The following is an 18,740-nucleotide window of genomic DNA, read 5'->3' as shown; positions in this document are numbered from 1 at the left end:
GTCAAGATCAATGCATCTGCATCATCCCGCCTATCATCTCAAGGCCGCGCGATCACCCCGCCCGTCATCGGCATCGGCACGCCCGTGGTCCCGGGATACGACAGCGGCAGGCCCTTCAGGCCGCGCGCGGCGAGGAAGCCGAAGGCCTGCGCCTCGATGGCGTCGGAGGCCCAGCCGACTGCCTCCGCGGCCTCGACAGTGGCGGACCCAACGCGCTCCCGCAGCATCTGGAGCATGGTCCGGTTGCGGGCGCCGCCGCCGCAGACGATCCAGCTCCGCGGCCTGCGTGGCAGCAGCGGGATGATGCGGGCGATGGCCGCCGCGGTGAAGGCGGTCAGGGTCGCGGCGCCGTCGGCCGGCAGGACATCGCCGAGCTTTAGTGCGGCAAAATCGTTGCGGTCGAGCGATTTCGGCGGCGGGCTTACGAAGAACGGCAGCTCCAGCGCCCGCGCGATCCAGGCTTCGTCCGCCTTGCCGAGGGCTGCGAGCTTTCCGTCCGCGTCGAACGCCTGGTTCATGGTGCGGTACATGAAATCGTCGAGCAGCGCGTTGCCGGGTCCGGTGTCGCAGGCAATCAGCGTGTCGTTGCCGTCGATATAGGTGATGTTGGAGACGCCGCCGATATTGACCACGATGATCGGCCCTTCGCGCTCCAGCGAATGGGCGAGCGCGCGGTGATAAACCGGCACAAATGGCGCGCCCTGCCCGCCGGCCTCGACGTCGGCGGCGCGAAAATCATGCATCACGGGGATATGGATCGCCCTGGCCAGCGCCGGCGCGTCGCCGATCTGCACCGTCAGCCGCTTCTCGGGGCGGTGCAGCACGGTCTGGCCGTGGAAGCCGACGATGTCGATGTCTTCCGGCTTCATCCGGTTCTGGGCGACGAAGGCGGCCACCGCCTCGGCATGCGCGAGCGTCACTGCGCGTTCGGCCTCGGCCAGAACTCCCGGCCTAGCATCGCGTTGCGCCAGGTGCACGGCCTCGCTCAGCGCCTGACGCAGCAGGTTGCGCTCCGCCGGGCTATACGGCCGGTAGCCGGACGGCCCGAATGCCTTCACCTGCTTTCCGTCGGTTTCGATCAGCGCAACATCCACCCCGTCCAGCGAGGTGCCGCTCATCAAACCGAGTGCCGTCAACATCATGGATCAGCGTCCTCAAGAGACCCTTCCGGCATGCCGATCTTGTGCCAGAGGGACACATCTTATAATGCCACAGGCCAAAGTAGCGGGCAGCAACCGAGTTCCCACGGATGACCCTTAAATTGCTCCCAAAACAGTAAACCAAGAATTGTCAGGCGCGCCGACAAATGACTGCATTCAAATCGGATTTCCTCAATACGCTGCAGGAACGTGGATTCATCCACCAATGCTCCGATTTCGAGGGGCTGGACGCCCTCGCCGCCAAGGGCGAGGCGACGGCTTATGTCGGTTACGATTGCACCGCCCGCTCGCTGCACATCGGCAACTACCTGACCATGATGATGCTGCACTGGCTGCAGCAGTCCGGCAACAAGCCGATCACGCTGATGGGCGGCGGCACAACCATGGTCGGCGATCCCTCCGGAAAGGACGAGACGCGCGCGATCCGCACCGTCGCCGAGATCGAGGCCAACAAGGAATCGATCCGCGGCGTGTTCGCAAAGGTGCTGCGCTATGGCGGGGGCAAGAGCGACGCCATCATGCTCGACAATGCCGAGTGGCTGACAAAGCTCAACTACATCGAGATGCTGCGCGACGTCGGGCGGCATTTCTCGGTCAACCGCATGCTGACGATGGACTCCGTGCGCCTGCGCCTCGAGCGCGAGCAGGAGATGAGCTTCATCGAGTTCAACTACATGATCTGCCAGGCCTACGACTTCGTCGAGCTCGCCAGGCGGACCGGCTGCAACTTGCAGATGGGCGGCTCCGACCAGTGGGGCAACATCATCATGGGCGTCGATCTCGGCCGCCGCATGGGCACGCATCAGCTGTTCGCCCTGACGACGCCGCTGCTGACGACGGCGTCGGGGGCCAAGATGGGCAAGACCGCTCAGGGCGCGGTCTGGCTCAACGCCGACCAGTTCTCGCCGTATGATTTCTGGCAGTACTGGCGCAACACCGAAGACGCCGACGTCGGCAAGTTCCTCAAGCTGTTCACGACGCTGCCAATGACCGAGATCAGGAAGCTCGAGGCGCTCGGAGGCTCCGAGATCAACGAGGCCAAGAAGGTGCTCGCCACCGAGGCGACCGCGCTCCTGCATGGCCGCGACGCAGCGAACGAGGCGGCCGAGACCGCGCGCCGCACCTTCGAGGAAGGCGCGCTGGCCGAGAGCCTGCCGACCGTGGAAATTCCGCGCGGCGAGTTCGACGCCGGCCTCGGCGTGCTCAACGCCTTCGTCAAGGCGGGCCTCGTTGCCTCCAACGGCGAAGCACGGCGCCAGATCAAGGGCGGCGGCCTGCGCGTCAATGACGAGCCCGTCACCGACGAGAAGATGGCGTTGTCGGCGGCCGACCTGACGCCGGAAGGCGTGGTCAAGCTGTCGTTCGGCAAGAAGAAGCACATCCTCCTGAGGCCTGCATAGGCGTATGAGCTTTTCGCTGCTTGTCAGGGCGCGCTGAAGCGCGCTCCCTGATCGGCAATGGACCAGAACACGCTAGAGGAACAGTCCAAGCAAGCGACCAGGGAACGCGTCACGGCGACGCCGCAGGGCGTCGTGCGCACCGCGCTGGTGGTGCTCGCGCTCTGCTTCACACTCGCCGTGCTCGGCCGCGGCCTCAGCGAAAGCTTCACCGTCTTCCTGAAGCCGATCTCGGAAAACTTTGGCTGGGATCGCGCCCAAGTGGTCTCGATCTATTCGCTGACGTGGCTCGTCAGCGGACTGACGGCGCCGTTGGTCGGGCGCCTGTTCGATCATTCCGGACCGCGCATCGTCTATGCACTGGGCCTTTTGCTGCTCGGCTCGGCCTTCCTGATCGCAAGCCACGCGCAGTCACTCTGGCAGTTCCAGCTCTCGATCGGACTCTGCGTCGGCATTGGCGTCGCCTTCATCGGCAATGTGCCGAACTCGATCCTGCTGGGCCGCTGGTTCGGCCCAAAACTCCCGACCGCGATGGCGGTGGTCTACTCGGCCATGGGTGGCGGCGTGCTGGCGCTGCTGCCGGCCTCGCAGCTTTTGATCGATCATCTGGGGTGGCGCGAAACCTACCAGCTGTTCGGCTTCGCCGCGCTCGGCCTGCTGGTGCCGCTCATGCTGCTGCCATGGCGGCTGTTCGCCTCGGGCTCGCCGCAGATCGCGAAGAAGACCGATCCGGATTTCGTCGATCACGGCTGGACCCTTCCGAGCGCGATGCGCCATCACGCCTTCTGGGCGCTGTTCTCGACATTCTTCTTCACCGCGGTCGGCATGTATGCGATCGCCGCCCAGATCGTGGCCTATTTGATCGATGCCGGCTTTCCACCGCTGCAGGCCGCCACGGCCTGGGGCTTCTCCGGCATCGTGCTGGTGTTTGGCATGCTAGGCGTGTCCGCGCTCGACGGCCTGATCGGTCGCCGGCCGTCGGTGCTGCTCAGCTACGCGATCTCGATCCTCGGCATCTTCCTGCTGTGGCTGTTGCAATACTCCGCCAATTTCCTCCTGCTCACCGGATTCGTGGTCTGCTTCGGCAGCATGATGGGCTCACGTGGACCGCTGATCACGGCGACCGCGATGAAGATCTTTGGGGGCAAGCGCGTCGGCACCATCTACGGCACCATCTCGATCGGCAGCGGGCTCGGCTCGGCTTTCGGCTCCTGGAGCGGCGGCCTGATCCATGACGCGACCCATGGCTACAACGCGCTGCTCGCCTTCGCACTCGCGAGCGTGGTGCTCGGGATGATCCCGTTCCTGGTCGTGCCCGCCTTGCGGCGGTAGGTCTCCTGAAGGTAACTTGAGCGCATTCGCGTCACCGGGAAATTACGGATGGGCACGACGCGAACAGCTACGAAGATGTGGATCGCACGCGGCTGAAAGTCCTTCCTGCGGTGTTTTGTCCGACATGACAAAAATGTCAGCGCAAATTGCCCTTGGGCGGCTTGCAGGGCGGAACTGAATGCGGTCCTAGTCGCAGCATTGGATGGAGGGCACAAACCAATGAACTTTCCCTATCTCGTTCGCTTTCAACCGGTTCTCTTGAGCCTGTTTCGCTTCATCACCGGCCTGCTGCTGTTCCAGTACGGTGTCGCCAAGCTGTTCAAGTTTCCGGTGCTTCCCTACTTCGCAAACATCCCGCCGATCATCTACGCAGCCGGTACGCTTGAGCTCGTGCTTGGCGCGTTGCTGATGATCGGCCTGTTTACCCGCCTCGCGGCATTCATCCTCTCGGGTGAGATGGCCTTCGCCTATTTCATGGGGCACATGTTCAAGGGCGAAACGCCGGTGTTCCTGCCGCTGCTCAATGGTGGCACCGCGGCGATCCTGTTCTGCTTCGCCTGCCTCTACCTCTCGGCAGCCGGCGGCGGCTCGGTCAGCGCCGATGCGGCGATGGGCAAGGACTAGCGGCGCGTTCGCGCGGCGCTGAGGCGTCAGCGATTGATTCGCGAATGAAGAGATGGCATCCGTATGTTCACGGGTGCCATCTCAGCGCGAGCCCAGCACGTTCCAGACCAGGACGAGGACCGCGACCAGCAGCATCGACATGATGAGGCGGTGAACGAATCGGTTCATTGCCGCTCCCAACGGATTAGGTCGCGACTAAAGACCCACACGATTTTTCTCCGAGTTGACGCGCCATGCGCCCGAGAAGCGCATGACGACCTGCATGTTTGCGCACGCGGCTGCGCACGCAGCTTGCGCAGCAGCCGTCGCACGCGTCCATTCATGATTGGTAAGAATTTCATGCTACCGACGCGAGCAACAATAACCATTCCGTCGAGGCCGTGATGAAGCTGCTGAGTCACCTCAAGATCCGCACCAAGCTCGCCAGCATGGTCTGTCTTTCGGCACTCACGGTCACGGCCATCATCGGGGTGTCGTCCGTGCTCAGCAAGAGCCGCATGCTGGAGGATCGCGTTCAGCAGATGCGGACCGCGGTCGACATGCTCCACAACCTCGCCCAATCACTCGAAGAGGAGGTCGGCGCCGGCAAGCTGACGCAGGCCGAAGCGAAAATCCAGTTCCATCTGCGCGGCCGCCGCATGAGCTTCAATGGCGGCCAAGGCTATCCGGTGGTCTATAACGCCGATACCTCGATCCTGATCAATGGCGCGAACCAGCAGCTCGAAGGCAAGATCACGGGCGCCAAGGACTCCAACGGTGTCCTCATCGCAGATGCGATCGTAACGGCCGGCAACCAGGCTGCTCAGGGCGGCGTAACCTCATATCTCTACCCCCGCCCCGGCCAGACGGAGCCCGTCCGCAAGACCGTTTTCGCGCGCAAATTCGCGCCCTGGAACGCGACGATCAGCTACGGCCTCTATGTCGACGACATCGACGCCGACGTGCGAGCCTTGACGCTGGAGCTGGGGGCGATTGGCATCGGCTTGATGCTGCTGATGGCGACACTGTCCTGGCTGATCGCCCGCGACGTGCTCGGCGCGCTCGATCGCCAGAAGAACCGCATGCAGGCCATTTCCGAAGGCGCCATCGACACGGCGGTCGAGGAGACCGGTCGCGGCGACGAGATCGGCCGCATGGCCGAGACCCTCGAAGTGCTCAGGCAGACCGCGCTGACGGCCCGCAAGCTGGAGGCGGAGCAGGTCGCCACCAAGACCCGCAGCGAACAGGAGAAGCGCGACGCGCTGATCTCGCTTGCCGACCGGTTCGATGCCTCCGTCGGCCAGCTCGTCGGCCTGATGGCCTCGGGCTCCGGCGAGCTGGAGGTCACCGCCAAGTCGATGTCGTCGACCGCGGAAGGCACCAACCGCCGCGCCGCCGTCGTCGGCTCGGCCGCCACCGAAGCCAGCCAGCGCGTCCAGACGGTCGCGGCCGCGGCCGAGGAGCTCTCCTCCTCCATCACCGAGATCAGCCGTCAGGTCGCGCAGTCCGCCGTGGTCACCGGCCGCGCCGTGGACAGCGCCCGCCGCACCGACACCATCGTGCGCGCCCTCTCGGACGGCGCCCAGCAGATCGAGCACGTCGCCGAGCTGATTTCCAGCATCGCGGCGCAGACCAATCTGCTCGCGCTCAATGCCACCATCGAGGCCGCACGCGCCGGTGAAGCCGGCCGCGGCTTTGCTGTCGTCGCTTCGGAGGTGAAGTCGCTGGCGAGCCAGACTGCAGAAGCCACCCGCGAGATCGGCGACAAGATCGCCCAGATCCAGGGCGCGACCAAGGAAGCGGTGGACGCCATCGGCGGCATCACCGCCACCATCGAGGAGGTCAGCCGGATCGCGACCTCGATCGGCGCCGCGATCGAGGAGCAAGGCGCCGCCACGGCCGAGATCGCCCGCAGCGTCTCCCAGACGGCCGAGGCAACCCAGGAAGTCACCACCAATATCGGGGGCGTCAGTACGGCAGCGAACGAGACCGGCAATGCCGCAGGCATGGTGCTCGCAGCAGCCTCAAACCTCTCCAAGCAGGCCGAGCAGCTCTCTGGCGAAGTCGGGACTTTCCTGGCGGGCGTGCGCGCGGCGTAAGGCGGCGCGGAAACCAAGGTGTAGCCTCGCCACTAACGTCGCGCGAGGGTGCAGCCGCTCGATAGCTGGCGCGTCGATCCGGTCGAGCCATCGTTCGACTGCGACGGGAATTCCTCGAACGGCGAGTTCTGTTTGCCGGTGTTGAATTCGAAGATCTTGCGGAACAGACCGGGGGCCATCGCCGAAATCGGGTTGACGCGCATTACGGGCGCTGCCGGCGTGCCGACGACCTCGTAGGTCACGCCGATCAATCCTTCATTGTTGCCGCCGCCGAGGAAGATGCCGAACAACGGGATCTGGCCGAAGATGTTGTTGACGCCGTACATCGGGACGAAGGTGCCGCTCATACAAACCTGGTTGCCGGGAAAGTCGATTGAGCCCTCGATGGTGGCGCCGATCATCGGCCCCTTGACCACGCCGTCGCGGATCGTGAGCGCGCCGTTCTGCCGCGTGAACTCCGCGCGCATCGCCGTGAAGGCTACGCCGTTCTGGGCGCCGTTGGGAGCCCCCGCCGCGACGCGATCGAGTTGCTCCATTCCCTTGACCGAGAAGTCACGCACATTGATCAGTCCTTCCCGTGTCGTAGGCTCGGACGTCGGCGGCTCCATCGCCACCACCATCTGGCCGCCGAAGACCTTGTTGGTGGTGTCTGTGAAGCGCAGGAAGTTGCCGGCATCGCTGGTCTGGAGATAGATGACCTCGCGGTTGCCCTGGGCGCGGCCGCCGCGCAGGTCGGCTGCCACGGGCGTGTCTTTTCCGATCCTGCCGCTCAGCGTGAAGGCTTTGACCGCACCATTGCGCCGCGACATCTTGGCGTCGACGCTGCGCATCGCCTCGCCGTTGAAACCCATGACGGCGCCGAGCTTCACGTCGATGTCGAAATCGAGGTTCTTCGTCTTGCTCTTGGCATCGTCCTTGGAATTGCCTGAGATCGCCGACTTCAGGAAGCCGCGGCCGTCGAATACGTCGCCGCGCATCGTACCCTTGAGCACGCCGTCCTGGCTGCGCTCCACTTTCAGTGAGGCCTTGTCGCCGTCGGATGGCGCGTAGGTCGGGAAGTTCGCGTTCATGAGCTCGCCGTTGGCATCGACCTCGAGCGACCCCTTGATCGAGGCGCCGCCGCCTTCGATGACGATGTCCTCCAGACGCGTCGATTGCGCCGTCGGCACCACCTTGAAGCTGGCCTTGCCCGCTCTTCCCGGCAGCTTGACCCAGCCGGGCAGGATGTTGTCGAGCTTGACCGAGGTCAGGTCGGCCTCGATGCCGAGCTTCGTCGTCTGGTCGGGTCCCCCGGCGATCTTGCCCGACAGTTTGATCGGCACCGATCCGCTGACGGCGGGACCCAGATCGAATCCGAGGCGCGCGCGGCTCGCATCGTCCAGCGTGGTCTGCAGTTTGACGTCCGCATCGCCCTCGGCCGGCTTGCGGTAATCGAGCGAGGCCGCCTGCCCGTTGATCTTGACGTCGCCCTTGACCTGATAGCCCTGGTTGCTCGCGACGATCTTGAGGTTGTTGGCCTCCAGCTTTTGGTTCATCACCAGCTTGTCGGCACCAAAACCGTTGAGATCGGCCGTAACGCTGTAGGTGGTGTCGGCTTTGGTCAGCTCGCCCTTGACCGGCAGCCCAAGCTGGACGTTCGCCGAGAACGTCCCCTTGCTGGTATTGGGATCGATGACGGTCGACGACAGATCGCTCAAGCGATCGTTGGAAAGCATTTCGGCGGCCGCAGGCACCGGACCTTCGACACGAAACCTCGTCCGCGACGGCGACGGCTTGGGCGCCATATCGGGCACCTCGAAAACAAAGTCGGAAATCGTGACCTTGCGCCCCGCCGGCGTATCGGCAATGCCCTGCCCGATATTCACCGTCGCGGTGCGGCCGGTCACGCGCGCCTTCAAATCGGCATCGTGCACCACGGGCAGGCCATCGACGGGGCGAACCGTGACACCGCTCGCCACGATATTGACCGACAAGCCGTCGTCGGGAATGGGTGGGCCCTTGCGCGGAAGATTCTTCGTCGGCGAATTAACGCCGATCTCGATGCGCTGGAGCGTTCCACGCTCGATCCGCTCGATCACCCATTCGCGCAACTCGGGAACGACAAGCGTCGGCCACATCCGCTTGAGCGCGGAGGCCGACATCGGCGTTCCCGCAAAACCCAATGTCAGCCGCGGCTCGCCCGAATAGTCGATGGCACCGGTGCCGGCGACGCCGATCTCTCCGTTGGAGATATCGGCCTGGGTCAACAGCAGCCTCTTGTGGTCGGTATCGAAGCGGAAGCCGATCGCAATGCGGTTGAAGACCAGCGGCGGCTCGTTGTCGATGCCGCCGAGCAGGATCGAACCGCCGCTGAAACCGAGCTGCCAGTCATTGACGGTGCCGTTGGGCGGCTCGACATGAGCCAAAAGCGTCAGGCGGTTCGCGCCCGAGAGGACCTTGAACGGAGCAACCAGCACCCGCCGATTGGCGTCCCACTCGACATTGATCTCGGCCGAGTCGATCGCCATCGGATAATCGGGCGTATCGGTGTCGATGATGTTGCCCGCACCGACCGTGATCTTGCCGCGAAAGAAGGTCGGCACGCCGTCGCGGCCGAGCTCGCCCTTGAGCTCGCCGGTCAGCGGCAGGTCGGCGGTGTAGGTGAGATCCTTCACCCGCAGCGCCAGCAGGATGTTGGCGGTCGAAACCTTGTCGGCGCGGATATCGACCGAGCGCACGCCGTTCTCGGTGGGGCCGATCGTGGCACGCAACGACCACGGACGTGCGCCCTCTTCACCGAGGCTGAGCGCGACGCCGCCACGGCTCGGTCGGCGCAGGCTGAGCGTGATGTTCTCAAACGTCCATTTGCTGCCGCGCTGCTGGTCGTCGACGATCAGATTGCCGTTCTTCAGGCCGATCTCGTTGAGATTCTGGCCGTCGAGGCCGGTCATGCTCAGACTGTCGAGCCAGTCGAGGCCCTGAAGAATGCCAGTCGGGGACGTGGCCTGGGGCGCGGCTTGCGGTGCGTCGGAGGTCGCAGGCTCGGTGGCGAATGGCGGCGGTGGCACACCGTTGCGCGGGAAAGTCGGCGGCAGTCCCGCGTCCCTTTTGGAGGCGACGCCGGTTGCGAGCGGCTTTGCGGTGTCGCCGGCCGATACCGTGACGGTGCCGTCAGGCGCGATCCGGATTGCGAGCTCGGCATCGACAAGGTTGAGGCTTTCGGCGCGCAGATGCCCCATCAGCAGGCCCGCACCCGACAGCTTCACCTCGGCCTTCGGCGCGGTGGCGACAATGACGTGATCGTGGTCGCGCACGACGATATCACGGATGCGCACGGCGATGCGGATCCGCCCGGCCCGCTCGATCTGCGTGCCGCCGACCTCCACGGTGTTGCCGTGACCGATATTGTCCTCGATCGCGGCCGCGAGCCACGGCGTCGCAATGTCGAGATTGATGGGACCGGCGCCGAGCCGCCACCACAGCGCGCCGAAACAGCCGACGAAGATGACGACCAGGACACCGACGACCACGGTCACGCGCTTCAGCCAGCGACCGCCGCCCAACCAGCGGCGCAACGGCCCAAACCCGTCAGCGAAGCGATGGAAGCCCGAATTGGAACGCGACAACAGCCGGCGCGCCCGATGGCCCGCCGCCGCTTCCTGATCCGGATCCCAGTCGGCGTCGTCCCATTGCTGCTGCTCTGGTTGGCTGCCGCGCCGATCCAAATCCCGATTGTAATCCTGGGGCGACGTATTCCTTGCCATTGCCTCTCGATACAGGCGCCCGTCGTGGGATTGAGCGCCGCCGGGGCCGCAGCCGTCGACGGGAAGCGAAGCTTCCCGCGCCGGCATTGCCGCCATACCTCGAATATTCCTTCTGTTCGTCATGTCGCCCCGGGAGCGCGTTCAACGAGCAGTGGGGTGGTGCGTGGAATTCCTTGTAACCAGACTCCGGCGTCGTCAGACTCGCCCCGCCGAGGGCACGATTCCGGCATAGCGGAAAAGGGCTGCAATACCGCTTTGGTTGACCCGCCGAAAGCGACGAAAGGAAGGCGTATGTCCAAGAAATCCCGAAAGAAATCGTCCAAAACGCCCTCCGTCACTCCGACGGCTAAAAAGACGCCCGTGAAAGCGCGGGCTGCGACTCAAACCAAGCTCGCGAAAACACAGCGGACACCGGCGAGCAAATCAACTGGGACCATAGCAAAGACAACATCGCATAAGGCCGCATCGAAACGGTTAAATTCTTCCAAATCGGCATCCGCGCCTGAAACGGCGGCGAAGGCCGGCTTGGCTGAGGGGCAGAAGGCTCCCGCCTTCCGCCTGCCCCGCGACGGCGGCGGCGTCGTCGCGCTGTCGGATTATGCCGGCCAGAAGCTGGTCCTGTTCTTCTATCCCCGCGCCGACACGCCAGGCTGCACCAGGGAGGCCATCGATTTCACCCGGCTCACCGGCGCCTTCGCCAAGGCTGGCACCGCCGCGCTCGGCATTTCCGCCGATCCGGTCAAGGCTCAGGACAAGTTCCGGGACAAGCACGGTCTCGGCGTGCCCCTCGTCTCGGATGAGACGCACGAGATGCTGGAGGCCTACGGCGCCTGGGGCGAAAAGTCCATGTATGGCAAGAGCTTCCTGGGAATTCTTCGCACCACGATGCTGCTTGGCGCCGACGGCAAGATCGCCCGGATCTGGCGCAATGTCCGGGTCGACGGCCACGCCGACGAGGTGCTGGAAGCCGCAAGGAGCCTTTAACCAATCATTTAAATTCAAGGGGTTCCGTTTCCGGAAAATTAACCATGACCGGCCCAGATTGCCGCGGCAATTAGGCCGCACGGACTCATCCGATCGGCGCGGGAGTGCCGATGTCGAAAAGTTCTGCCCAACTCTCGCAGTACCCCCAACATCACCCGCACGACCATGGACGGGCCTTTCATCGCCGTGCCGCCGCAGTGGCAACCGCGCTTCCCCTTCCCGACACCGACGACGCCTACACCATCGTGCATCACGGCAAGCAGGTTCGCCTGGGACCTGTGGTGTTCTGGATCGTGGTCGGCACTGTCGTGTTGCTCGGGCTCTGGTCGGCCGCAACCGCGACCTATTTCGCCTTCCGCGACGACGTCCTCACCCGGCTGATCGCCCGGCAGGCCGAGATGCAATACGCCTATGAGGACCGCATCGCCGAGCTCCGCGCCAAGGTCGACCGCACCACCAGCCGGCAGCTGCTCGACCAGGAGCAGTTCGACCAGAAGCTCGACCAGATCATGAAGCGCCAGACGGCGCTGGAGTCCCGTGCCACGGCGCTCGGGTCCATGCCGGACGTGACCGGATCGATTCCACGTTCCACCCCGCAGCGTGGCGATGCCAGCCAGACGACGCAGGGCACGCCAAAGCCCTCGCCGATCAGCGACACCGTGATCTTCGTGGCGCCGCCGGATCGCGAAGCGCGGCTCGAATCGCGCGCGCCGACCCTCGCAGCTCCGCCCGTCAATCAATTCGCCAAGAACCAGGGGTTCGACAACGTCGTCGTTCGGCTCACGACCTCGCTGGACCAGGTCGAGCGTCGCCAGATGGCGGCGCTCAACGCCGTCGAGGAAGGCATGGATTCGCGCATGCGCCGGATGCGCGGCGTCGTCAGCGATCTCGGCCTGAACCTCGCAAATCTCGAAGCCGCCGTGCCGCGCACCGCGATGGGCGGGCCGTTCGTGCCTGTTAAAATCACCGCCAGTTCGGGGCCGTTCGAGAAGCAGCTCTATCGCATCAACAACACCCGAGCCGAGATGGACCGGCTCAATCGCACGCTCGCGCTCGTGCCCTATCGCAAGCCCGTCATCGGCGAGGTCGAGTTCACCTCCGGCTTCGGCGTGCGCAGCGATCCGTTCCTCGGCCGGCCTGCGATGCATACCGGGCTCGACTTCCGCGCCGCGAGCGGCGATCCCGTTCGCGTCACCGCCAACGGCAAGGTCGTCTCGGCCGGCTGGTCCGGCGGCTACGGCCGCATGATCGAGGTCGATCACGGCAATGGCCTTGCGACGCGCTATGGCCATCTCTCCGAGATCAATGTCCGGGTCGGCGAGATCGTGAGAATCGGCCAGGTCGTTGGTCTCGTCGGGTCGACCGGCCGTTCCACCGGGCCGCATCTGCACTATGAAACCCGGATCGACGGCGAAGCGGTCGATCCGCAGAAGTTCTTGCGCGCCGGCGTGCGACTCAGCGCGGGCTAGGCTCGTTGAGAGCGCGCTCGTCTCGTCCCAGGTTTACATGGCGGAACTTCGGAGTTCCCTTCGCGTTAGGTCGCAGGTCCTCAATGGCGCGATCTTCTGATGCAACAGATCCATACGAAAGCTCGTCCGGCCAAGGGCAAAGCGGACCAGCCACGTAACAACGCGGCTCAACTCTTCAGCGATATTGCTAACCGAACATCTCAAGCGGCCGGGCGAGCGCTGACATTCATGATTGCAGCCGGCATCATCCTGGTTTGGGCGGTCACCGGTCCCATCTTCCATTACTCCGACACATGGCAGTTGGTGATCAACACCGGCACCACCATCGTGACATTCCTGATGGTCTTCCTGATTCAGAATTCCCAGAATCGCGATAGCGCGGCCATTCAGGTGAAGCTCGACGAACTGATCCGGGTGAGCGCGGTGCAAAATTCCTTCGTGGGAATTGAGCATTTGACCGACGACGAGCTCGACGAGATCCGCACCAAATGTGAGCTTCGCGCCAAGGCCGAAAAGGTCGGAGACGAGACAGTCAAGAATACCGGCAAGAAGGCGAAACGCGCCGCCGATCTCGTCACCGAATAAGCGGACGGATGCCGGGAACGACGAGGTGCGCAGCTTCGTTCGCAATCGCAACGCTTCGGCAGGCTCGCCCCGTCTTCATCACACCAGGCAACTGGCCCGCCGCGGAGCCAGCCCTGACTATTGGCCGCGCTCGTGGCCGACCTCACCGGTGATGACGTCGCCGAACAACTCCCAAGCCTGGCCGTTGAAGCGCATCAGCTGCATCTGCTCGATCGGAAAATAATCGTCGGCCGAAGTGTTGACCATGATCCCGGGCAGCATCAGGTCGGTGTGAAAATCCTTCAGGCTGGTGGCCTGCTTCATCACGTTGTCACGGGTGAGATTGTCGCCGCACTGCCTCAGCACCTGCGCCATCGCCTCCGCCTGGACGTAGCCATAAAGGTTGTTGGCGTTGGTCTTGTCCCCTTCGGGATAGTACTTATCCATGAAGGTGCGCCACGCGACGACCGCCGGATCCTTGTCCCAGGTCGGGTCGGTCGGATCCTTCAAATATGCTGTCGAGATGATATCCTTGGCATAGTCGAGCCCGGCGGGCTTGAGCACCGAGGCGATCGAGGTAGCCGTATTGGCGAGGAAGAATTTTGGCTTCCAGCCGAGCTCGCCGACCTTCCGGATCGCCTGTGCCGAGCCTTTCGGCGCGGCCCATGAGAAGAAGATGTCGGCGTCGGAATCGTGAAGCGCAACGATCTGCGAGTCGATCGAGGGATCGCTGACCTCATAGGATTTGTCGGCGATGATCATATCGGCCTTGTCACCGAGTCCGTCCTTCAGGCCCTTGAACTGGTCCTTGCCAGCATCGTCGTTTTGCCAAAGAACTGCGATCTTGCTGTTGGGGAAGTTGTCGCGGATATACTTCGCGTAGATCCGCCCCTCGCTCTGGTAGTTCGGCTGGAAGCCCATGGTCCAAGGGAAATTCTTGGGGTCGCCGAATTTGGTGCCGCCGGAGGCGACGAAGAGCTGCGGCACCTTCTTGGCGTTCATGTATTTCATGATGGCGGAGTTCGAAGGCGTGCCGAGCGGCTGGAAGATCAGCAACACCTCGTCGCTCTCGACCAGCTTGCGCGCCTGCTCGATCGCCTTTGGCGGCGAATAGGCGTCGTCATAGCTGATGAAATTGATCTTGCGACCGTTGATGCCGCCCTGGTCGTTGATCATCTTGAAGAACGCGGCCTCGGTCTTGCCGATCACGCCATAGGACGACGCCGGCCCGCTATAGGGCATGATGTTGCCGAGCTTGATTTCGGTGTCGGTGGCGCCGGGATCGTATTTCTTCTGCGCCAGGGCCGGCGTCGTGACGAGCACGCCGGCAGCAAGAATGGCGAGGGCAGCAAGGTTATTGCGACGACCCAGCATCGTTCTCTCCCCTGTTTTGTAGTCTTGTTTTGCCGAGAGTGTCGCAAGCTCGCTTACGGCTGGCAAGCGCCGCGATTTTCCGTGAGATGAAACGAGCGCTCCAGAACTATGTGCCGCGCCGCAGCAGCTCCAGAACGCGCCCGTCGATCACCAGCAATGCGCTGCCGATCACGATCGCGCGCGCGATCTCTCGCATCCAGATCGGCTCGCCCAGCACAAGCCATCCCAGAAGAATGGCGGTGACGGGAATGAGCAGTGTCACCAGCATCACATTGGTCGCGCCCGACCGCCGCAGGATCTGGAAGAAGACGATATAGGCGAGCGCCGTCGACAACCCGGCAAGGCCGAGCACCGCGAGCCAAATCGTCACGCCCGGCAGCGGGAGACGCCACGGCTGCTCCGCTGCGCCGGCCACGATCGCCATCATCACCGTGGAAGCCATCAGTTGAAACGCGGCCGTCCCCAGCGGCGGGGAGTCCTTCAACAACCGGCGCGCCGCCGGCGCGGCGAAGCCATAGCTGAAGGCGCCGCCGAGGCAGAGCAGGATGCCCAGCCCCTGCCCCGCCCGTGTCTCGACACCCCATCCGTGCAGGATGATCACGCCGGCGAGGCCCAGTGCCACGCCGGCGACGCGGCGGAGCCGCAAGGCCTCTTCGCCCGCCGCGGCCATCACGATGACCGTGAACAGCGGCGTGGTGGCATTCAGGACCGACGCCAGCCCGCTCGGAATGAAGGTCTGGCCGACCACGATCAGCGAGAACGGAATGACGTTGTTGAGGAGCCCAATCGCGACGAACGGCTTCCAGCCGGCGATGCCCTTGGGAAAGCCAATACCCTGGATACGGAGCAGCGGTAGCAGAATGGCGGCGCCAAGTGCAACGCGCAAAAGCACCAGCGTGAGCGGCGGCAATTCCCGCAGCGCCGCGCCGTTGAAGAAGAACGAGCCGCCCCAGAGCGCCGAGAGCACAGCGAGCAGCGACCAGTCGCGCGCGTCGATACGGTTGTCGATCGGGGACATGGCGTCTCACAGCGATGGTCCGACCTGCTAGGACTGCGCGACCAAAATTGCCACCCGATTTCCGGGTAAAGGGCGAGATTCAGGATCGATCGCGACTTCGCGCGTCAACCGCGATATCCGCAACCACCGCCCCAACGACCAGAACACCGCCAACAAGGGCGTGGACGGCAGGTACCTCCCGAAAGGTAATCCAGATCCAGAACGGCATCAGCGGCGTTTCCAGCGTCGCAATCAGGGAAGCCTGGCTCGACGGCAGGAGGCGCGAGCCGAGCATGTAGAATGTCAGCCCCAGCGCCACCTGAAAGCAGCCGAACATCGCGAGGATCGCGAGGTTGGCGCTGTCGATATGGACGAGGTCGTGCGCAAACGGAAGGCTGACGAGGCTTCCCAGGAAATTCGACAACGCCGCCGCTGCCACCATCGATGTCTCCTGGTAGCGTCGGATCACAACCGTCATCGCCGAGATGGCGAGTACCATGAGGCAGCTCAGCGCCACGCCTCCAACATCAGCCCCGGCTTCGATGCCTCCGACCGTGATGGCGACGCCGCCAAAGGCAACGAGGCTCGCGATCAGGGTACGCCATGTTACGGCTTCGCCAAGCCACAGCCACGCCAGCGCCGCGGCCACGAAAGGCTGCGTGGAGATCAGCACAGCCACATTCATCACCTTGGTCATCTGGAGCGCGGGGATGAAGGAAACCATGCCGAGCGTGGACAATGAGGCGACGAGCAAGCCGCCGCGTCCCGGCGCCACCAATTGCCGCAGCGCGCCGCGTCCCTGCATCACGACGAGAAACACCGAGATCAGACTGCCGCCGAACACGCCGCGCCAGAACAGAATGGTCCAGGGATCGAACGGCAACAGACGTGTGAAGAACGGCGCCGTGCTCCAGGCAATCGCAGCTGATATGACGAGGGCAATGCCGAGACCGCGTTCCGAACGAGGCTGCCCCATGTCGATGCGGCCGCTAGGACGGTTTCTTCGGCCGCGACACCAGTTCGATCATCTTGCCTTCGTCGTCGTCAGGCATCGCGGCCTTCGCTTGCGCGTAGGCTTCCACCGCGGCGCGCGCGACCAGCGGCTTGTCAGCCAGCAGGCTCTCGGCGAGCTTCACCGCGTAGGCGGCATCCTTGTGCCGCAGCGCTGCCGTGAATGTCGCGCCGGAGAAATCGCGGGAGACCATGCGCTTGGAATGACGCTGCACCTGCGGGCTCGCGGCCACGCCCGCCTGAATCGACTCCAGCACGAGGTTCATGTCGAGCCCGGCCTGCTCGGCAATGGCAAGCCCCTCGGCGAGGCCGGCGATCTGGATCGCGCCCATCAGATTGTTGATCAGCTTGTAGACCGTGCCGGAGCCGACCGCGCCGAAATGGCGGATGGTCGAGCCGATCGGCGTCAGATAAGGCCGCGCGCGTTCGAGATCGGCGGCATCGGCACCAACGAGCAACGTCAGCTTTCCGCTCGCGGCCGCATCCGGCAATCCCGTCACGGGGCAATCGATATAGATCAGCCCGCGAGCGTTCATCTCGCGGCCCATCTCGCGCGCATGGTCATAGGAGACGGTGGAGCATTCGATCGCAATGGTGCCGGCCTTCGCGGTCTTGGCTGCGCCCTCGGGCCCGAGCCAGACCGCACGCGAGGCCTCATCATCGGCGACCATGGTCACGACGGCGTCGGCGTCGATCGCCGCGTCCTCAGGCGAGGTCGCCCAGAGCGCGCCGCGCGCGATCAGGTCTTCCGCTTTTGTTTTACTGCGATTCCACAGCGTCACCGTGAAGCCAGCATCGAGATAGCGGCCGGCCATGCCATGGCCCATCCGCCCAAGCCCGATGAAGGCGATCCGGGGCATCAGTCGACGTCCTCGATGTCGGCGCCGGGAGTGCCGAAGGCGCGCTGCGCCAGGGTCGCGGCCATGAAGTCGTCGAGATCGCCACCGAGCACGCCTGATGTGTCGGAGGTCTGCACACCCGTGCGCAGGTCCTTCACCATCTGGTAGGGCTGGAGCACGTAAGAGCGGATCTGGTGGCCCCAGCCGATGTCGGTTTTGGCGGCCTGGTCGGCGGCGGCCTTCTCTTCGCGCCGCTTCAGCTCGATCTGGTAAAGCCGCGCGCGCAGCATGTCCCAGGCCTGCGCCTTGTTCTTGTGCTGCGAGCGGCCGGCCTGGCAGACCACGGCGACACCGGTCGGGATATGCGTCAGCCGCACCGCGGACTCGGTCTTGTTGACGTGCTGGCCGCCGGCACCACCGGAGCGCATGGTGTCGACGCGGACGTCGGATTCCTTGATGTCGATCTTGATGGTGTCGTCGATCACCGGAAACACAGCAACGGACGAGAACGAGGTGTGCCGCCGCGCGTTGGAATCGAACGGCGAGATCCGCACCAGGCGGTGCACGCCCGCCTCGGTCTTCAGCCAGCCATAGGCATTGTGGCCGGAGACCTGGATGGTCGCGGACTTGATGCCGGCCTCTTCGCCCTCGGACTCTTCCAGCACCTCGACCTTGAAGCCGTGGGTTTCGGCCCAGCGCGAGTACATGCGAAGCAGCATCTGGGCCCAGTCCTGGCTTTCGGTGCCACCGGCGCCGGCATGCACTTCGAGATAGGAATCGAAACTATCCGCCTCGCCCGACAGCAACGCCTCGAGCTCGCGCCGGGCGACTTCCTTCTTGAGGGTCTTGAGCGCGGCTTCGGCTTCCTTGACAACGCCCTCATCGCCCTCGGCTTCGCCGAGCTCGATCATGCCGATGTCGTCTTCGAGCTCCTGCTCGACCTTGCCGATGCCGGAGAGCGCATCCTCAAGCGAGGTGCGCTCCTGCATCAATTTCTGGGCTTTCTGGGGATCGTTCCAGAGATTGGGATCTTCTGCGAGCTTGTTCAGCTCAGCGAGGCGCGCCGTCGATTTCTCGACGTCAAAGATGCCTCCTCAGCAGCCCGACAGACTGCTTGATCTCTTCTACCAACCGTTCGATTTCGGCGCGCATGTGGTTCTCTGGTCTC

Annotated in this window: 14 protein-coding genes; 7 read left to right on the top strand and 7 right to left on the bottom strand. The window is 64.2% G+C overall.

The window, feature by feature from the left end; all coding sequences use genetic code 11:
• Positions 1–38 precede the first annotated feature (38 nt).
• Positions 39–1,142, bottom strand: a complete 1,104-nt coding sequence (locus IVB19_RS16935) for an anhydro-N-acetylmuramic acid kinase (RefSeq protein ID WP_018454458.1) — start codon at positions 1,140–1,142, stop codon at positions 39–41.
• A 164-nt stretch (positions 1,143–1,306) separates the two neighbouring features.
• On the opposite strand from IVB19_RS16935, the gene tyrS reads away from it, so the two are divergent.
• The 4 genes from tyrS to IVB19_RS16915 all read left to right on the top strand — a co-directional run bounded on the left by tyrS (position 1,307) and on the right by IVB19_RS16915 (position 6,591).
• Positions 1,307–2,560 (top strand): tyrosine--tRNA ligase, encoded by a 1,254-nt coding sequence (gene tyrS, locus IVB19_RS16930; RefSeq protein WP_018454459.1) that lies wholly within the window; start codon positions 1,307–1,309, stop codon positions 2,558–2,560.
• Positions 2,561–2,617: 57 nt separating this feature from the next.
• Positions 2,618–3,889, top strand: a complete 1,272-nt coding sequence (locus IVB19_RS16925) for an MFS transporter (protein WP_085353503.1) — start codon at positions 2,618–2,620, stop codon at positions 3,887–3,889.
• 219 nt (positions 3,890–4,108) lie between these two features.
• Entirely contained in the window at positions 4,109–4,513 is a 405-nt protein-coding gene (locus tag IVB19_RS16920; protein WP_018454461.1) for a DoxX family protein, read from the top strand.
• A 383-nt stretch (positions 4,514–4,896) separates the two neighbouring features.
• Complete coding sequence (locus tag IVB19_RS16915; RefSeq protein ID WP_018454462.1) at positions 4,897–6,591, top strand: methyl-accepting chemotaxis protein; 1,695 nt, start codon at positions 4,897–4,899, stop codon at positions 6,589–6,591.
• 32 nt (positions 6,592–6,623) lie between these two features.
• Here the strand turns inward: IVB19_RS16915 and IVB19_RS16910 are convergent, their stop codons facing one another.
• Positions 6,624–10,421 carry a YhdP family protein gene (locus IVB19_RS16910; protein ID WP_051112968.1) on the bottom strand — a complete coding sequence of 1,266 codons (3,798 nt, stop codon included), beginning with the start codon at positions 10,419–10,421 and terminating at the stop codon, positions 6,624–6,626.
• Positions 10,422–10,625: 204 nt separating this feature from the next.
• Between IVB19_RS16910 and IVB19_RS16905 the strand changes: the two genes are divergently transcribed.
• The 3 genes from IVB19_RS16905 (at position 10,626) to IVB19_RS16895 (ending at position 13,372) form a co-directional block, all read left to right on the top strand.
• Positions 10,626–11,318 carry a peroxiredoxin gene (locus tag IVB19_RS16905; protein WP_083926366.1) on the top strand — a complete coding sequence of 231 codons (693 nt, stop codon included), beginning with the start codon at positions 10,626–10,628 and terminating at the stop codon, positions 11,316–11,318.
• 110 nt (positions 11,319–11,428) lie between these two features.
• Positions 11,429–12,787: a M23 family metallopeptidase gene (locus tag IVB19_RS16900; protein WP_198957644.1), complete on the top strand. Its 1,359-nt coding sequence runs from the start codon at positions 11,429–11,431 to the stop codon at positions 12,785–12,787.
• Positions 12,788–12,886: 99 nt separating this feature from the next.
• A complete protein-coding gene (locus IVB19_RS16895; RefSeq protein ID WP_026232740.1) occupies positions 12,887–13,372 on the top strand; it encodes a low affinity iron permease family protein in 486 nt (161 codons plus the stop codon).
• A gap of 117 nt (positions 13,373–13,489) precedes the next feature.
• Here IVB19_RS16895 and IVB19_RS16890 read toward each other — a convergent pair whose 3' ends face one another.
• The 5 genes from IVB19_RS16890 to prfB all read right to left on the bottom strand — a co-directional run bounded on the left by IVB19_RS16890 (position 13,490) and on the right by prfB (position 18,724).
• On the bottom strand, positions 13,490–14,725 hold the full coding sequence (locus tag IVB19_RS16890; RefSeq protein WP_247821595.1) for an ABC transporter substrate-binding protein: 1,236 nt from the start codon (positions 14,723–14,725) through the stop codon (positions 13,490–13,492).
• 106 nt (positions 14,726–14,831) lie between these two features.
• Positions 14,832–15,743: a DMT family transporter gene (locus tag IVB19_RS16885; RefSeq protein ID WP_247821594.1), complete on the bottom strand. Its 912-nt coding sequence runs from the start codon at positions 15,741–15,743 to the stop codon at positions 14,832–14,834.
• A gap of 79 nt (positions 15,744–15,822) precedes the next feature.
• On the bottom strand, positions 15,823–16,698 hold the full coding sequence (locus tag IVB19_RS16880; protein WP_085353510.1) for a DMT family transporter: 876 nt from the start codon (positions 16,696–16,698) through the stop codon (positions 15,823–15,825).
• A 13-nt stretch (positions 16,699–16,711) separates the two neighbouring features.
• Positions 16,712–17,593 (bottom strand): NAD(P)-dependent oxidoreductase, encoded by an 882-nt coding sequence (locus tag IVB19_RS16875; RefSeq protein WP_085353511.1) that lies wholly within the window; start codon positions 17,591–17,593, stop codon positions 16,712–16,714.
• Positions 17,593–18,724 (bottom strand): peptide chain release factor 2 gene (gene prfB / locus IVB19_RS16870; protein WP_143273426.1). Its coding sequence is split into 2 segments (ribosomal slippage): positions 17,593–18,654 and positions 18,656–18,724, totalling 1,131 coding nucleotides; the frame shifts between segments, so codons are not numbered across the junction. Before prfB ends, IVB19_RS16875 begins: the two co-directional genes overlap by 1 nt.
• Between the last annotated feature and the right edge of the window lie 16 nt (positions 18,725–18,740).

The sequence above is a fragment of the Bradyrhizobium sp. 187 genome, from assembly GCF_023101005.1.
GTDB classification, from domain to species: Bacteria; Pseudomonadota; Alphaproteobacteria; order Rhizobiales; family Xanthobacteraceae; genus Bradyrhizobium; species Bradyrhizobium canariense_D.
This window is presented reverse-complemented; position numbering and strand designations above follow the sequence as displayed.

Excerpts from the sequence above, each read along its gene's own strand:
- IVB19_RS16890 (WP_247821595.1), bottom strand. The coding sequence starts at position 14,725 with ATGCTGGGTCGTCGCAATAACCTTGCTGCCCTCGCCATTCTTGCTGCC.
- IVB19_RS16905 (WP_083926366.1), top strand. The coding sequence starts at position 10,626 with ATGTCCAAGAAATCCCGAAAGAAATCGTCCAAAACGCCCTCCGTCACT.
- IVB19_RS16895 (WP_026232740.1), top strand. The coding sequence starts at position 12,887 with ATGCAACAGATCCATACGAAAGCTCGTCCGGCCAAGGGCAAAGCGGAC.
- IVB19_RS16920 (WP_018454461.1), top strand. The coding sequence starts at position 4,109 with ATGAACTTTCCCTATCTCGTTCGCTTTCAACCGGTTCTCTTGAGCCTG.
- IVB19_RS16880 (WP_085353510.1), bottom strand. The coding sequence starts at position 16,698 with ATGGGGCAGCCTCGTTCGGAACGCGGTCTCGGCATTGCCCTCGTCATA.
- IVB19_RS16900 (WP_198957644.1), top strand. The coding sequence starts at position 11,429 with ATGTCGAAAAGTTCTGCCCAACTCTCGCAGTACCCCCAACATCACCCG.
- tyrS (WP_018454459.1), top strand. The coding sequence starts at position 1,307 with ATGACTGCATTCAAATCGGATTTCCTCAATACGCTGCAGGAACGTGGA.
- IVB19_RS16885 (WP_247821594.1), bottom strand. The coding sequence starts at position 15,743 with ATGTCCCCGATCGACAACCGTATCGACGCGCGCGACTGGTCGCTGCTC.
- IVB19_RS16910 (WP_051112968.1), bottom strand. The coding sequence starts at position 10,421 with ATGCCGGCGCGGGAAGCTTCGCTTCCCGTCGACGGCTGCGGCCCCGGC.
- IVB19_RS16935 (WP_018454458.1), bottom strand. The coding sequence starts at position 1,142 with ATGATGTTGACGGCACTCGGTTTGATGAGCGGCACCTCGCTGGACGGG.
- IVB19_RS16875 (WP_085353511.1), bottom strand. The coding sequence starts at position 17,593 with ATGCCCCGGATCGCCTTCATCGGGCTTGGGCGGATGGGCCATGGCATG.
- IVB19_RS16915 (WP_018454462.1), top strand. The coding sequence starts at position 4,897 with ATGAAGCTGCTGAGTCACCTCAAGATCCGCACCAAGCTCGCCAGCATG.
- IVB19_RS16925 (WP_085353503.1), top strand. The coding sequence starts at position 2,618 with ATGGACCAGAACACGCTAGAGGAACAGTCCAAGCAAGCGACCAGGGAA.